Origin of the sequence: Desulfitobacterium sp., assembly GCF_035539115.1 — a bacterium.
Classification (GTDB): Bacteria; Bacillota; Desulfitobacteriia; order Desulfitobacteriales; family Desulfitobacteriaceae; genus Desulfitobacterium_A.
Map to the genome: position 1 here is coordinate 37,329 of NZ_DATLJA010000043.1, position 15,552 is coordinate 52,880.

Consider the following 15,552-nt stretch of genomic DNA (forward strand, 5'->3'; position numbering starts at 1 on the left):
ATTAATTACCGTTCAATAATGGAGGAACTATGCTCGCGAGAAATTTGCGGTTAAGACATAAGAAAGATTATAAGACGGTTTTTGCTCAGGGTAAGAGTTTCTCCAACCGCTACGTCGTATTCTATATTATGGAGGGGACGTCAAAATACGGGTTTATTGCTTCTAAAAAAGTGGGAAATGCTGTCCAGAGAAATCGAGCGAAAAGATTGATGCGTGAAGTGATTCGAAGAAATTTGTCTCAATTAAAACCTAATCTCGAAATTATTTGTATTGCACGGGCGAACCTAAAAGGAGTTTCTTATGGGGAAGTCGAAAACAGTTGTTTAAATACGCTAAAAAAAGCAAGGGTAATAAATTAGATTTTTGGGATAAAGAGTAAGTGTGTATTATGAAGAAAATATTGATTGGAACAATTCGTTTTTACCAAAAATTTATTTCTCCATTGAAACCACCATCATGCCGTTTCTATCCAACATGTTCGGAATATGCGATTCAAGCATTAAAAAAATATGGGGTAGTTAAAGGGGGATGGAAATCCATTGTCCGGATTTCTAAGTGTCATCCTTTCCACCCTGGGGGCCATGATCCAGTGTAAGGAGGGTTTTTGTGAATATTTTTGTTCAGTGGATGACTGATTTGTTGAAGTGGTTATATAGTTTGACCATTCTCGCCGGTATACCTAGTTATGGAATCGCGATTATCCTCCTAACTATTATTATTAAGATGTTGATCTATCCTTTAACTTGGAAACAGATGGCTTCAATGCGCAAAACTGTTGATATACAGCCTAAACTTCAAGCTGTTCAGAAGAAGTATAAAAATGATCCCCAAACTATGAATGCAAAAATTATGGAGCTCTATAAAGAAAATAATGTAAATCCAGCGGGTGGGTGTTTACCCATGGTGATCCAACTGCCTATTTTTTGGGCTCTTTATAGTGCATTATTCAATTTTAATAATTATATTGCCGATCCTAGCCAAGCACATTTTCTATGGTTAGACTTAACTTTGAAAGATCCCTTTTATATTCTAGCAGTCTTGGCAGCAGCCACAACTTTTCTCCAAACTAAGGTTACTAGTCCTAGTTCTGCTTCCGCGGGTGCTAATGATGCGGCGGCTTCCACACAAAAAACGATGTTATATATTATGCCGTTATTTATGGGGTATATCACATCGACAGTGCCATCTGGACTCGGTGTATATTGGGTTGTCATGAATATTGTTTCTATACTCCAACAGCTGTACATTAATCATAAATTAGATATGGGAAAACAAAAAGCTGCATAAGGTGGAGGAACGTTAGGGAGGATTTTTATGATAATAGCTGAGAAAACAGGGAAAACTGTGGAAGACGCTATTGAAGCTTGTCTTACGGAATTAGGCGTTAAGCGTGAAAATGTGACAATCAATGTTTTAGAAGAACCCACAAAAAAAAGACTTTTTGGTTTATTAGGGACCCGTTCAGCAAAAGTTAAAGTATCTTATGAAGATAATCCAGGTATTCTGGCGTGTCAATTCTTAGAAAAGATCTGTTCAACAATAGGCGTTCAAGCAGAACTTAGTCCTGTTGAAAAAGATAATCAATGGTTTGTAAATATTGCAGGTTCAGAACTGGGAATTCTGATCGGGCGTCGCGGTGATACGTTAGAGGCTTTACAGTTTCTCACGAACTTAGCAATTTCGAAAAAATTATCACAAAAGATTAGGATCATCGTTGACGTTGAGGGATATCGGCAAAGACGTGAAGAAACCTTAGTTCGTTTAGCCAAGCGGTTAGCTGAAAAAGTTAAAACGACGGGCAATCGGGTTGTATTGGAACCAATGAATCCCCATGAACGCAGGATTATACATACCGCGCTTCAAGATGATACACTAATTTCCACTTTTAGCGAAGGAGATGAACCCAATCGTCGGGTTACCATCTCTCTTAAAAGGACAAAAGAAATTTCTTGAGGGGCTTAGCCCCTTTTTTTTATCCTACGATGCAAGTATTTTTGTTAGGCAGGATAAGGCGACTAGAGCCATCGCTTTGGCGCTGGCTAAGTCTTCTTTATCCTACGATGCATGTGTTATGTTCGGCAGGATAAGGCAACTAGAGCCATCGCTTTGGCGCTGGCTAAGTCTTCTTTATCCTACGATGCATGTGTTATGTTCGGCAGGATAAGGCAACTAGAGCCATCGCTTTGGCGCTGGCTAAGTCTTCTTTATCCTACGATGCATGTGTTTATGTTCGGCAGGATAAGGCAACTAAGACCATTTCCGGCGTTGACACTTGAAACTGGTCAAGTTTTCTTTATCCTACGATGAATGACTTAATTTATTTATTAGGAGCGATTTGAGTGGATGACACAATTGTTGCCTTGGCGACTGCTTTGGGTGAAGCGAGTATTCATGTTATAAGAATAAGTGGACCTCAGGCTTCAAAAATTATAAATATGTGTTTTTCACCTAAAAATAAGGAGCGTTGGGATCGTCAAGAAAACTATACCTTATACTTGGGGAAATTCCGAGATGAAGATACGATTATCGATGAGGTCTTGATTAGCAGAATGCTTGCTCCGAGTTCCTTCACGGGCGAAGATGTGATCGAGATTAGTTGTCATGGCGGTTTGTTTGTTGCTCGGAGAGTTTTAGAAACTTGTTTAAAAAAAGGAGCTCGTTTAGCTGAGGCTGGAGAATTCACCAAGAGGGCTTTTTTTAATGGTAAATTAGATCTTGTTCAAGCAGAGGCCATTATTGATTTGATATCAGCGAAAAACGAAAGTTCTGCTGATTTAGCGCTTGCTCAATTGGAAGGCGGTTTGTCGTCAAAAGTTATAGAATTGCGTGAAAATGTATTGGAAACTTTAGCCTTTATTGAAGCGGGAATAGATTTTCCGGAGGACGATGTTGAGGAATTAGATCGAGAGGCTTTAAGTTTGCGTTTAGAACGAGGAATTAAACTAGCTGAGGATTTACTTCAAGGGAGCAAGACGGGGAAAATCTTGCACGATGGGCTGTTAACGGTGATTGTTGGTCAACCCAATGTCGGAAAATCCAGTTTGTTAAATGCTTTAATGCGAGAAGAGCGCGCTATTGTTACAGATATACCGGGCACCACACGAGATGAGATACGTGAGTTTGTCAATATTGGTGGCATTCTTTTGCAACTTGTCGATACCGCAGGAATTAGGGAAAGCCGAGATTTGGTTGAAAGAATGGGGATTGAGCGGACCTGGAAGGCAATAGAAAAGGCTGAGCTCATTCTTCTCATTATTCAGGCGGGAGAAAATTTATCTTCTGAAGAGCAGAAAATTATTGATCTTTATTCTGATCGGGTTATTGTTTTAATGAATAAAGTTGATATTTTAACCGATATACCACACATAACTCGTCTTAGAAATGAGGTCTGGCTGCCGTTCTCTGTTCAGAGAGAGGTCGGATTTGATCGCTTAGAAGAAGAAATTAGGAAACGCGTTTATCAAGGATCTAGTAAACAATTGAAGGAACCGTTGTTATCAAATATTCGTCAAATCTCTGCCCTAAGAAGTGGCTTAGGGAGTCTGAAAAATGCACGTGCCAGTTTGGAAGCGGGAATACCCTGGGATATACTTTCAATTGATGTGCGTGAGGCTTTAGCGGATTTGTCAGAAATTTCGGGACAAAATGTTCAGGAGTCTCTTCTTGAGGAAATTTTCACAAGATTTTGTATTGGAAAGTAGGTTAAGTCGTGGAATATCAGGCAGGAAGCTATGATGTGATAGTTGTGGGTGCGGGTCATGCCGGGTGTGAAGCAGCTTTAGCAGCTGCGCGCTTGGAGTGTGAGACCTTACTTATTACCTTAAATTTAGATTCAATTGCTCATATGCCTTGTAACCCGTCTTTGGGTGGTCCGGCCAAGGGGCACTTGGTGCGCGAAATAGACGCATTGGGTGGGCAAATGGGTATTGTAGGAGATGAGACATCTCTGCAAGTCCGGATGCTCAATACAGGAAAAGGGCCAGCGGTTCATGCTTTAAGAGTTCAATCGGATAAGCAAGCCTATGCCCATCGAATGAGAGATGTTCTTTTGGCTCATCCTCGGCTGACTATTATCCAGGCTCTTGTTGAAAATATCAAGGTAGAAGCGGGTCAACTCAAGGGGGTGGTGACTCGGACGGGAGCCTATTTTAAAGCAAAGAATGTCGTACTCACGAGTGGGACTTATCTTCGGGGTAGAATTATTATCGGTCCAGCAATGTATGAAGGTGGACCTAATGGTCAGCAAACGGCTGTGAATTTGCCCCAAAGTCTGAAAGATCTAGGATTAGAACTCGGGCGTTTTAAAACGGGTACCCCACCAAGAATTCATCGTCGTTCTGTTGATTTCACGAAGTTTAAAATCCAGCCCGGGGATGAGATTCCATGGAGATATTCTTTTATGCCAACCGAAAGTGTTTTTTGGGGAAGAGATACGAAAAAACAAGTACCGTGTTGGCTAGGATATACCACAACTCATACTCATGAAATTATTAGAGAAAACTTATATCGCGCTCCTCTTTACTCTGGGGAAATCGAGGGCATTGGACCGCGATATTGCCCTTCAATCGAAGACAAAGTCGTGCGATTTGCTGATCGTCCTGCTCATCAGATCTTTTTAGAGCCCGAAGGTTGGGAAAGTGACGAAATTTATATCGCGGGCCTTTCCACAAGTATGCCAGAGGATGTTCAGTATGAAATTTTACGAAGTATTCCAGGACTGGAGAAAGTAAAGCTTTTGCGACCGGGGTATGCTATTGAGTATGATTATGTTAAACCTCATCAGCTCTCTTTAAGTTTGGAGGTTCGGAAAATTCCCGGTCTTTTTACAGCCGGACAACTTAATGGAACCTCTGGCTATGAAGAGGCAGCAGCCCAAGGGCTATTAGCGGGTATTAATGCTGCCTTAAGGGCAAAGGAAAAGGATCCTTTTATCGTTCGTCGGTCTGAAGGTTATTTAGGAGTACTTGTGGATGATCTTGTTAATAAAGGTGTCAAAGAACCCTATCGTTTAATGACATCTCGAGCGGAATATCGTTTGATTCTGAGACAGGATAATGCGGACTTGCGCTTAACTGAGCGGGGTAGGCAAATTGGATTAGTGAATGATGAGCGTTGGCAGCGATTTACCCAAAAACGCGAGGATCTTGATAAAGTGAAAGAGCTATGGCATGAAACTGTTTTCTCACCGCTGAATCAAGAATTTCAAGAAGTTTTAAGTTCAGTACATTCAACTCCTGTTAAAGGGGGACTTAGCGCCCAAGAATTAATTCGGCGGCCAGAAATATCGGTTCATGAGCTTAAGAAATTGATCAGTGGACTAGCAGATTATGAAGAAGAAGTTCTCCAAGAAGCAGAGATAGAAACTAAATATGCTGGCTATATTGACAAACAGTGGGCAGAGATTGAACGGTTTGCCAAGATGGAAGAGCGTCTCCTCCCTCGGAATATCCAATATGAAGAGATTATGGGATTATCTACCGAAGGAAGACAACGTTTGCAAGAAGTCTATCCTATTAATCTCGGTCAAGCTTCGCGAATTAGCGGTGTAACACCAGCTGATATTTCAGTTTTGATGGTTTTCTTAGAGCAGAAACGGCGGGGAATGAAAAATGATGCTTCCTGAACACATATCCCTTTTGAGTGAACTTGTTATTTCGAAAATCGGCATAAATCTTACTGAAAACCAACTAAATCAGTTTTCTTTGTTTGGTGATCTATTAGTTGAGTGGAACGAAAAAGTTAATTTAACGAGCATTACCGAGCCGGAAGAGATTATAGTTAAGCATTTTCTGGATTCTTTAACTCTTACTCAATGGGTGCAGGGAGATAAAGTAGCTGATATCGGGACGGGGGCCGGTTTTCCGGGTGTACCTCTCAAAATATTTCATGAACATAAATCTTTTTATCTCGTAGACTCGTTGGCAAAGCGGTTAGATTTTTTAAAGGAAGCTATTCTGAAACTCGGTTTAGAGCAGGTTGAGACTCTTCATTTCCGAGCGGAAGACTTTGGAAGAGACAATCACTATCGAGGGCGCTTTGATACGGTCGTCTCCCGTGCTCTGGCACGTTTACCCGTTTTACTAGAATACGCTATTCCTTTATTGAGCGTAGGTGGGGTTTTCTTAGCGGCTAAAGGGAGTCAGGCCGAGGAAGAAGTGAAGGAATCAACTAACGCTCTCGCTGTGCTCGGTGCACAGGTTAAGGACGTGAAAAAGTTCAATCTTGGTTTAGGAGCAGACCATCGTTCCATTATTATCATCGAAAAGACGAAGGAAACACCTAGCCAATATCCTCGGAAAGCGGGTACTCCGGCTAAAAAGCCACTTTAGAAAAGTTAAGCTTAACTCGGAATTTAAAAATGATTTTTATAAGCACGATCAGTCAAGGCTTGACCAATCGTGCTTTTGTTGCGAAAAAACTAGTTTTATGAGTTGTGATTTGATACTATAGAAGTTAAGGTATTTCCGTAGATGAAATCTATGGATACGGTGAGAGGGGGGATATTTTTGACCCGAATAATTACTATAGCTAATCAAAAGGGTGGGGTTGCGAAGACCACTACTGCTGTTAATCTAAGTGCATGTTTAGCTGAACAGGGCAAAAAGGTTTTGCTTCTTGATCTAGACCCTCAAGGGAATGCGACTAGCGGTTATGGCATTAATAAGGATAAATTAAAATATTGTATTTATGATGTTTTAATTAATGATGTGCCCTTACAGAAGGTTATATTGAAAACTGAGGTTAATAATTTATGGATTGCTCCAGCCAGAATCGAGTTGGCAGGTGCCGAAATTGAGCTCGTCAATTTGGATGAGCGTGATAAAAGGTTAGCTCATGCACTTAATGATGTCCGCGAAGATTATGAATTTGTGATTATTGATTGTCCACCGTCTTTAGGATTGCTGACTTTGAATGCACTCGGTGCTGCAAGTGATATTTTGATTCCTATTCAGTGTGAATATTATGCGCTTGAGGGTTTGACTCTTTTAATGAGCACACTCGAACGCGTTAAGAAAGGCTTGAATCCCACCCTAAATACCTTAGGAGTTCTGCTAACGATGTTTGATGCGCGCACTAATCTTTCAATCCAAGTTGTTGATGAGGTCAAAAAGTATTTCCGAAATAAAGTTTTCCGAACGATTGTGCCAAGAAATGTACGATTAAGTGAGGCCCCAAGTCATGGCAAACCTATTGTCCTTTATGATCCTAAATCTCGAGGCGCGGAAGTTTATCGAGATTTAGCAGAGGAGGTACTAGAACGTGTCTAAGAAGGCCTTAGGTAGAGGACTGAGTGCACTGATTTCGGAAGATCCGATACTTGCTGATTCTGGGATTCGTAGAATTAGTATGTCTAGTATTTCTCCGAACCCAGATCAGCCACGCAAAGATTTTGACCCTGAAACTTTACAAGAACTCTCTGCTTCTATAAAGACGCATGGTTTATTGCAACCCATTCTCGTCAAACCGGTCGGTGATAACTATATTATTGTGGCTGGTGAACGGCGTTTCCGGGCAGCACAGCTTCTTGAGATGGAGCAAATCCCTTGTTTAGTTCATGAATGTAGTGATCAAGAAATGGCGGAACGTGCTCTAGTTGAAAACATCCAAAGATCAGATTTGTCGCCTGTCGAAGAAGGTCTGGCTTATGCTCGGTTAATCCAAGAATATGGATTGACTCAAGAACAAATTGCTGAACGTGTGGGTAAAGGGAGAACAACGATAGCCAATCTTTTGAGAGTCATTCAACTACCAGAACGGATCTTACAGCTAATTAGAGAAGAAAAATTATCTTTAGGTCATGCCAAGGTATTGCTGGGAATTAAAGATAGTTCTCTTCAAGTATTACTCGCAGAAAAAGCTGCACGTGAAAATATATCAGTTCGTGAGTTGGAAGCGCTGCTCATTAAGATGACAGATTCACCCAAGATTGCACCTGTTAAAAATAAACATACTAATCTTTTGGCACCTGTTGAGGATAAATTGAGAACTTCCTTTCAAACTAAAGTAAGACTCAAAGGTGATTCACACCGTGGCAAGATTGAAATTGAGTTTTATTCAGAAGAGGAACTCAATCGCCTCCTTGAATTATGGAATATCCAAATCGAATAGTTCTCTGAGCATTTTATCTTAGCATTTGAATGTTCCATCTGGATTAGTTATAGATGTTCCACGTGGAACATCTATTGTTTTTGACCCTCTCCTCTTTACAGGCTAGATGTGTATCAGGCTTTTCAATGAATAATATTATCCATAATGCTGATGATTAAAGAACTTTATTCGAATTAGCTTATTTCAGAATTTTAATTAGCAAGGATATTTTCGATGATAAAGCGGAATCAGGCAGCGAAATCATTTGTATAATAAACTAATATCAAAAAGGATTAAATTACTAAATATAAATTTTTATGATTTTTAGAGCTGTTTCTAATAAACTTAAGAGCTAAGTTCATTAACAATAAATATTGCTATAATGAATGAACAATTAAGATGTTCTTTAAGATGTTCCACGTGGAACAGTGTTCTTGCATCATGTATATATTTCCAATAACTATATTTGAAGACAAATAGATTAAAATAACCTATAATTTTATTCAAGAATTTAATTGATTTCAACTAACCTACTACTTTCGGAATTTAGTTGAAATTATTATACTGCTAGCTATCAATGCTTCCTGCCCTTTAAAAAGGACTCGATAATCAAATACAATCTAGGGTTATATACGCTGAAATGTTCCACGTGGAACTTCAAACCAGAGAAGGTAGGTAGAGATGTGTTAGGGACCATAGTAAATTCGATGGCCATTTTGGTTGGAGGATTGTTGGGGATTTTATTTGGAAAAGCCCTTCCTGAAAAGATGAAAATGACTGTAATACAAGGACTGGGCCTAGCGATTATGCTTATTGGGGTAAGTATGGCACTCCAAACAAAGAATACCTTAGTTGTTATTGCTAGCTTAGTGATCGGAGGTGTGATTGGAGAATGGATCGATATTGAGCTGAGACTCAACCAATTCGGGCAATGGCTAGAGAAAACTTTAGCAAAGGGAAACCAAAAAGAAGGTAACTTTACCAAGGCCTTCGTATCTTCAAGTCTTATCTTTTGTGTCGGGGCAATGGCGATCATGGGTTCTTTAGAAAGTGGATTAAAGGGTGTTCATGATATCTTATATGCTAAAGCCATGCTAGACGGTATTTCATCGATCGTGTTTGCTTCTTCGATGGGGATTGGAGTAATTGCGTCAGTTATCCCAGTCTTTCTTTATCAGGGAGGGATTACCTTATCGGCCGGACTTCTTCAAGGCGTATTATCTGCTCCTGTTATCACTGAAATGAGTGCTACTGGCGGTTTACTCATTATCGGAATCGGATTAACAATTCTCGAAATTAAAGAGATTAAAGTGGGAAATCTATTACCGAGTATTTTTGTTGCTATACCTTTAACATTAATTTTTAACTATTATCATTTAGGTGGCTGATTTAGGGTAGATATGAACTTGACGTAGGAGGATAAAAATGATTGATTTTATGAATGGTATGCCAATTTATGGGTGGGCTATTCTGGGTATCGCCATATTAGCGATTATTCCCTATTTCTTTATTTATTCGTTACGAAGACGCTTACAAAGGTTTGAAAAAGCACATATCGCTATGCAAACGTTTATGAGTGGTAAAACATTAGACCAACTCCTCGAAAAATATCTGCAAGAAGTTGAGAATACAGGCAATCAACTGAAAAAACAAGATATGCGTCTCGTGAAAGTTGAAGAAAAAGTTCGCAAATCTGTTGACCGTGCGGAGTTAATTCGGTTCAATGCGTTTGATAATATGGGAAGTGACCTGAGTTTTGCCCTTGCTCTCATAAATCAAGAGGGTGATGGAGTTGTTCTTTCTTCGATCAATAGCCGGGAAGAGTCACGTGTGTATGCGAAACCAGTTGCGGCAGGAAAATCCACATATCATTTATCGGATGAGGAGAAACAAGCGCTTGAGAAGGCCCAAGATACTTTACACATATAAATAAGGACTTTGCAGTGAATATGGCTTAAAAAAGTTTAAAAGATAAATAAAATCAAGAAATGTAAGAACGTATATATGCTTTTGACAATAAATCACTCATTGCTTCGGCCATCTTCCAAACTAAATGCAGACGCGTATTTTGAAGGACCATGTATTCCATAAAACCGCCAACATTAACGATACCTGTTAAATGGGCCTCCCCTACCGAGGGGAGGTCTTTATGTACACCTGCACCGGGTTTCAAAGGGCCCTTAGCTAAAGTAATATGTCCGACAGAATCCATTTTACCGAGACACGCATCGATAGCCAGAATATAAGGATTATGATAAGAATGTTGGATATACTCTAGGTTTTCAGTGAGGTTAGTTGCATGCACAGGTTGTTCAAGTGTACCTAGAACAGTCAATTGAGGGAGACCAAGTCGGTTGAGATACGTGCCGGTTAATGGTCCAAGCGAATCTCCTGTTGAGCGGTCTGTGCCAATACATAAAATAATAGGAGGTCGTTGATGGGAAGCAGAAAAGAGATCAGCCAATTTATCTACGAGATGACTCGTTGCTAATTTATCATCAAAATGAGCTTTGATTTTCTGCTGTTCTGTAAACGCTGAAAGAAGGCTCATTGCCTACCTCCTACTAAAATTTTATATTTAATTAAATTATTGCCATTTGACCCCTTGTTTATGCATCATAAATAAGGAAAAGCCATATTCATGAGCAGGGGGGATTTGATGAAGTGGAAAGTAGCGTTTCAGGTCGCTGCAACCTATGTGGGAGCAATTATGGGTGCAGGGTTCGCCTCAGGCCAAGAAATTCAGCAGTTCTTTGCCAACTTTGGGTATAGGGGGTTAGCAGGGATAATTTTGAGTGCCTGTCTCTTTTCAGCCTTTGGCTGGATTATGCTTGATCTTCAGGAAAGGTGGAAAGTATCCACGTATACCGACTTTTTCAGCTTATTAATGGGCGAAAAATGGAGCCCCTGGATTGATATGTTGATAAGTATCTTACTCTTCGTAGGAATGATAGCAATGATGTCAGGCGCGGGTGCTTTATTTAATCAATACTTCGGTTTAAGTGCTTGGACGGGGATTCTCCTGACGGCGTGTGTTATATTTTTATCTGTATGGTTCAAGGGAGAGGGTGTACTTTGGATCAATACAGTCCTAATCCCCCTTAAGTTCCTCTTCTGCCTAGGGATAGCTATACTTGCTATATTATTAGGCACTCAAGGGGATGGGGAAGGGGTCGTATATTCCTCTAATCCACTGATTCAGAACTGGATTTTCTCAGCAATTCTCTATGTTTCCTTTAACTTAACGCTGGCTTTGGTGGTTTTCGCATCTCTTGGAAAGGAAGTTCAAAAACCAGGGGCAAGACTCGGAGCGCTATTAGGTGGGGGAGCATTAGGGCTATTCGCTGGGGTTATCGGAGCAGCATTACTTCGTTTTCCAGAAGTTAAAGCCTTAGAAATTCCGATGGTCGCTGTCGCAGGTAAACTTGGGAGATGGCCTGCTTTTCTCTATGTATTTGTTTTATGGCTGGCGATGATAACGGCAGCTATTGGAAATGCCTTCAGCTTAGTGACCCGAATCGTTGCTGCAGGAAAAATTAATTATCGCCTAACCTCTTTGGGTTTGCTCCTTTTAGCCTTTCCTTTAGCCGGAGTTAGGTTCTCGATTATCGTTAAATTTGTATATCCCTTGTTTGGCTATATTGGTCTACTCCTTTTGCCACTCCTGTTTATAAGGTGGCGAAAACATTAATAGGGAGGGGGCAAAAGGAGCACCCTGCTGTTTTACCTGACGCGTGCCTTTTTTATATGGTCTGGAGCGGATAAATAGCATGGTCGGGACAAGGCCAATTCTCAAAGACGAACGTTTGCTTGTAAATATAAAGATATATGACCAAACGGTCATCAGTAAAGATCGAATCTAAAGGGATAAGCTCTTGCTGGTTCGCAAGATTTTGGATAAGATATCCACAGGAGAGTGATTCAACGCATGAATTGTTATTAGATACCCGGAATTTAGGCAATATAACGCAGCTAAAGGATAGAACGAGCTCAATATTGCTATACTTATGCCTTATTACCTTGACTGATACGGTTACGAAGCAACGAGATTGCACATTAAAAAGTTAACAGAAGCCCAGTTTTCTTCGTAAAATCTGGCAAAATAAAGGACAAGGGGAACACTTATGGATGATAGACATTATTTATTAGGAACGGCAGGGCATGTCGATCATGGCAAAACAGAACTTATCCGTGTATTGACAGGAATTGAGACTGATCGACTTAAAGAGGAAAAGCAAAGAGGAATTTCCATTGAATTGGGGTTTGCTTCTTTAACCCTACCTAGTGGAAGGCAAGTAGGAATCATTGATGTTCCCGGCCATGAACGCTTTATTAGGCAGATGCTGGCTGGAGCGACCGGAATGGATGGAGTACTCCTTGTTATTGCGGCGGATGAGGGGATTATGCCCCAAACTCGTGAACATTTGGATATTCTAACCTTGCTTGGAGTATCCCGGGGGATTGTGGTTATTAACAAGATCGACCTCGTGGATGACGAATGGCTTGAACTGATCCAGGCGGAGATTAATGAGGGCTTAACTGGTACACTTTTTGCCAATGCTCCAGTCTATTTAGTTTCTGCTCATACAGGCGAAGGAATCCCAGAACTGAAAACAGGTATCGATCAATTGCTAACGGATGCAGAGAGTAAAATTGCCAGTGGGCCTATTCGACTCCCTCTCGACCGTGTTTTTAGTATTCAAGGTTTTGGAACCGTCGTTACTGGTACTCTCCATAATGGGACAATTCGTTTAGGACAGGAATTGGCAATAGAACCGGGCTATAAATTAGCCAAAGTGCGGTCACTTCAAGTTCATAATGAAAAGGTTGAAAGCGCTTTTGCAGGCCAAAGGGTAGCGGTAAATTTAGCTGGAGTTAATGTCTATAACGTTGAAAAAGGTGCTGTGCTTACTACACCTGGAGCTTATCCGGTCGGAAACATCCTCGATTTAAAACTTAGAAATTTAGCATCCATGGATAAATCCATTACCCAACGGCAAAGAGTACGTTTTCATATTGGAACTGTGGAGGCGCTGGGAAGAGTGCATCTTTTAGAACACGAAGAACTTCTCCCTGGACAGGAGGGATATGCTCAGATCCTACTCGAGGAGCCTGTTGTAGCCGTTGCCGGAGATCGCTTTGTGATTCGATTTTATTCACCAGCTTTTACAATTGGTGGGGGTAAAATTCTGGGTATCGCAGAATATAAGAAAAAAAGATTTAAGGAAACTGTTTTAGCTCAATTGAAGATTAAAGATCAGGGTGATCCACTGGTTTTACTTGAACGGGAATTACATGAACCACACACAGTGCAAGAATTATCGGGGTCTTTTCATTGGGAACAAAGTGAGATCCAAAGTGGATTGCAACAACTGAAAGATTCAGGCCAAATTGAAATTTGGAAAGAAGAAAACAGTCCTCTTTTTTGGGCCCATGAGGCGGCAGAGCACTGGCGCGACCAATTAAATCAAATTGTTCAATCCTATCAAAAGGAATTTCCTTTGCGAGGAGGGATCAGCCGCGAAGAATTAAAGGTAAAACTAGGAGTTAAATGGACGCAACGACGCTGGCAAAATGTCTTGGAACTTGGTGCTGAACATCGGTTTTATCGTCTAACCGGAAGTAAGGTTAGCTCCATTGAGGACCTTCAATTACCCGAATCGTTGACCCCGAAACTTAATTGTCTCAAGAATAGATGGCAAATTGCAGGCCTAATGCCTCCCGAGCTCGAAGCGGGGGCTCAGGAATGTGGAATCAATAAAGGAGAGAGCTTAGAATTCGCCAGCTACTTGGTGGAACAAGGGGAATGGGTTACGATCACAGGACTGTACTTTAATCGTGAGGTTTTGAGGCAAGCGCAGGTTGCTTTGGTAGATTTAATTACACAGAATAAGGAAGTTGCAGTCGTTGATGTACGAGAGTTGTGGGGAATTTCTCGTAAATACGCTGTTCCGCTCCTTGAATATTTTGATCAACAAAAGCTGACGAAACGGCAAGGCGATAAGCGGGTACTCAATCGATAAATATGTATACTGTATCTACTGTATCTATTTATACTAAGACAGTTATAGTTATTGACAGTTTGATATATAAAATATAAAATGAACTAAAATTAGGATTTTCATTAGTTTCGATTGAAAAATGATCGGGAGGGGAAAAGCAGATGAAGAAGATATTTACTTTAGCAACCGTAGCAGTTTTGAGCTTATCCTTAATTGCAGGATGCGGAACATCAGGTGGAACAAGTTCAAACGGAGCGAGCAGTAGTGGAGAAATCAAAGTTGGCGGTCTCTTTGAGAAGACAGGTGGGGCGGCTCAGTACGGAACTGCAGGTTTGAATGGTGCACTCCTGGCGATTGAACAACAAAATGCCAATGGTGGAGTATTAGGCGGCAAACAAATTAAATTGATTGAGGCCGATAATAAATCTGAACCGGGTGAATCCACAGCCCAAGCTTCACGGCTAATTACGTCAGAGAAAGTGGTTGCCATGCTTGGACCTATGACCACGAAAACCCTTAAAGCCATCATCCCGGTTGTTACCCAATATAAGGTTCCCTTGGTAACTCCTTCGGGAACGGATGCAGCGTTAACGGTTACGGATGGAAAACTGAACCAATGGATTTTTAGAGCTTGCTTTATCGATGATTTCCAAGGAAATGTTGGAGCAACTTTTGCGGCAGATACCCTTAGAGCTAAGAAAGCCGCAATTGTAATTGATACCAATGGAGATTATGCTAAAGGATTAGCGAAAGCGTTTGAAGATACCTTTGTTAAAGCAGGTGGACAGATCGTAGCAAAAGAAAATTATGTCGCTGGGGATAAGGCCTTTCAACCAATTTTGGGACGAATCAAAGCTCAAAATCCGGATGTGATCTATGTACCGGGTTATTATAACGAAGTAGGTTTGATTGTCAAACAAGCTCGTGAACTGAGTATCACTGTTCCTATGTTAGGTGGAGATGGTTGGAATGGAGACGAAACTACGAAAATTGCTGGAGCAAACTATATGACCAATGTTTATTACTCTGACCATGTAGCTATGGACGATCCAAGTTTGGTTGAATTCGCTAAACAGTATCAAGCAAAATACAATGAGACACCTACCGGTTTTTCCGCTTTAGGATATGATGCAGCTAAGATGATGATCAAAGCCATTGAAACTGCAGGTAGTACGGATCCTGAAAAAGTCCGTACAGCCTTAGAAGGTTTAAAAGGCCTGAAGGGAGTTACTGGAGATATCACAGTAGATGCAGCAACACACAATCCAAGTAAGAGTGCTGTAGTCCTTCATTATCAAGATGGCAAGTGGGCGTTTGCGAGTAGAGTTAATCCTAAATAAATTAAATTTTATTAGTTATTAGCCCAAGTAACTTTTAATTTATTAGTCCTTGGATTTGGGTTAAAACGGAGGGGGCATTGCCCCCTCCTATTACTGTTCTTGAATGAAGTTAAGATTTTTAA

General features: G+C 40.8%; 16 protein-coding genes. 15 read left to right on the plus strand and 1 reads right to left on the minus strand.

The annotated features are described in order from the left end of the window. Positions 1-29: 29 nt before the first annotated feature. From rnpA to VM640_RS08310, 11 genes are all read left to right on the plus strand, one after another. Complete coding sequence (gene rnpA / locus VM640_RS08260; RefSeq protein ID WP_325391131.1) at positions 30-359, plus strand: ribonuclease P protein component; 330 nt, start codon at positions 30-32, stop codon at positions 357-359. Between the two features lie 26 nt (positions 360-385). Continuing rightward, positions 386-595 (plus strand): membrane protein insertion efficiency factor YidD, encoded by a 210-nt coding sequence (gene yidD / locus VM640_RS08265; RefSeq protein WP_325391333.1) that lies wholly within the window; start codon positions 386-388, stop codon positions 593-595. An 11-nt stretch (positions 596-606) separates the two neighbouring features. Further along, positions 607-1,287, plus strand: coding sequence for a YidC/Oxa1 family membrane protein insertase (locus VM640_RS08270; RefSeq protein WP_325391133.1), 681 nt, complete (start codon positions 607-609; stop codon positions 1,285-1,287). Between the two features lie 27 nt (positions 1,288-1,314). Beyond that, a complete protein-coding gene (jag, locus tag VM640_RS08275) occupies positions 1,315-1,953 on the plus strand; it encodes an RNA-binding cell elongation regulator Jag/EloR (protein ID WP_325391135.1) in 639 nt (212 codons plus the stop codon). 386 nt (positions 1,954-2,339) lie between these two features. After that, a complete protein-coding gene (gene mnmE / locus VM640_RS08280) occupies positions 2,340-3,701 on the plus strand; it encodes a tRNA uridine-5-carboxymethylaminomethyl(34) synthesis GTPase MnmE (protein WP_325391137.1) in 1,362 nt (453 codons plus the stop codon). Between the two features lie 8 nt (positions 3,702-3,709). Then, positions 3,710-5,623 (plus strand): tRNA uridine-5-carboxymethylaminomethyl(34) synthesis enzyme MnmG, encoded by a 1,914-nt coding sequence (gene mnmG, locus VM640_RS08285; protein WP_325391139.1) that lies wholly within the window; start codon positions 3,710-3,712, stop codon positions 5,621-5,623. After that, positions 5,613-6,329 carry a 16S rRNA (guanine(527)-N(7))-methyltransferase RsmG gene (gene rsmG, locus VM640_RS08290; RefSeq protein WP_325391335.1) on the plus strand — a complete coding sequence of 239 codons (717 nt, stop codon included), beginning with the start codon at positions 5,613-5,615 and terminating at the stop codon, positions 6,327-6,329. Before mnmG ends, rsmG begins: the two co-directional genes overlap by 11 nt. Before the next feature lie 177 nt (positions 6,330-6,506). Continuing rightward, positions 6,507-7,268, plus strand: a complete 762-nt coding sequence (locus VM640_RS08295; RefSeq protein ID WP_325391337.1) for a ParA family protein — start codon at positions 6,507-6,509, stop codon at positions 7,266-7,268. Beyond that, positions 7,261-8,109 (plus strand): ParB/RepB/Spo0J family partition protein, encoded by an 849-nt coding sequence (locus tag VM640_RS08300; RefSeq protein ID WP_325391141.1) that lies wholly within the window; start codon positions 7,261-7,263, stop codon positions 8,107-8,109. The genes VM640_RS08295 and VM640_RS08300 overlap by 8 nt, the downstream gene beginning before the upstream one ends. Positions 8,110-8,771: 662 nt before the next feature. Further along, the gene (locus tag VM640_RS08305; RefSeq protein WP_325391143.1) at positions 8,772-9,476 is read left to right on the plus strand and encodes a DUF554 domain-containing protein; all 705 of its coding nucleotides are present in this window, start codon (positions 8,772-8,774) and stop codon (positions 9,474-9,476) included. A 37-nt stretch (positions 9,477-9,513) separates the two neighbouring features. Then, positions 9,514-10,017, plus strand: coding sequence for a DUF4446 family protein (locus VM640_RS08310; RefSeq protein WP_325391145.1), 504 nt, complete (start codon positions 9,514-9,516; stop codon positions 10,015-10,017). Positions 10,018-10,069: 52 nt separating this feature from the next. Here VM640_RS08310 and yyaC read toward each other — a convergent pair whose 3' ends face one another. Next, a complete protein-coding gene (gene yyaC, locus VM640_RS08315; RefSeq protein WP_325391147.1) occupies positions 10,070-10,639 on the minus strand; it encodes a spore protease YyaC in 570 nt (189 codons plus the stop codon). A 108-nt stretch (positions 10,640-10,747) separates the two neighbouring features. Here yyaC and VM640_RS08320 point away from each other — a divergent pair, with 108 nt between their 5' ends. From VM640_RS08320 to VM640_RS08335, 4 genes are all read left to right on the plus strand, one after another. After that, entirely contained in the window at positions 10,748-11,779 is a 1,032-nt protein-coding gene (locus tag VM640_RS08320; protein ID WP_325391149.1) for a YkvI family membrane protein, read from the plus strand. A 43-nt stretch (positions 11,780-11,822) separates the two neighbouring features. Further along, on the plus strand, positions 11,823-11,951 hold the full coding sequence (locus tag VM640_RS08325; RefSeq protein WP_325391151.1) for a hypothetical protein: 129 nt from the start codon (positions 11,823-11,825) through the stop codon (positions 11,949-11,951). A 261-nt stretch (positions 11,952-12,212) separates the two neighbouring features. Beyond that, positions 12,213-14,111 (plus strand): selenocysteine-specific translation elongation factor, encoded by a 1,899-nt coding sequence (gene selB / locus VM640_RS08330; protein ID WP_325391153.1) that lies wholly within the window; start codon positions 12,213-12,215, stop codon positions 14,109-14,111. Positions 14,112-14,251: 140 nt separating this feature from the next. Further along, on the plus strand, positions 14,252-15,430 hold the full coding sequence (locus VM640_RS08335) for an ABC transporter substrate-binding protein (protein ID WP_325391155.1): 1,179 nt from the start codon (positions 14,252-14,254) through the stop codon (positions 15,428-15,430). Positions 15,431-15,552 lie beyond the last annotated feature (122 nt).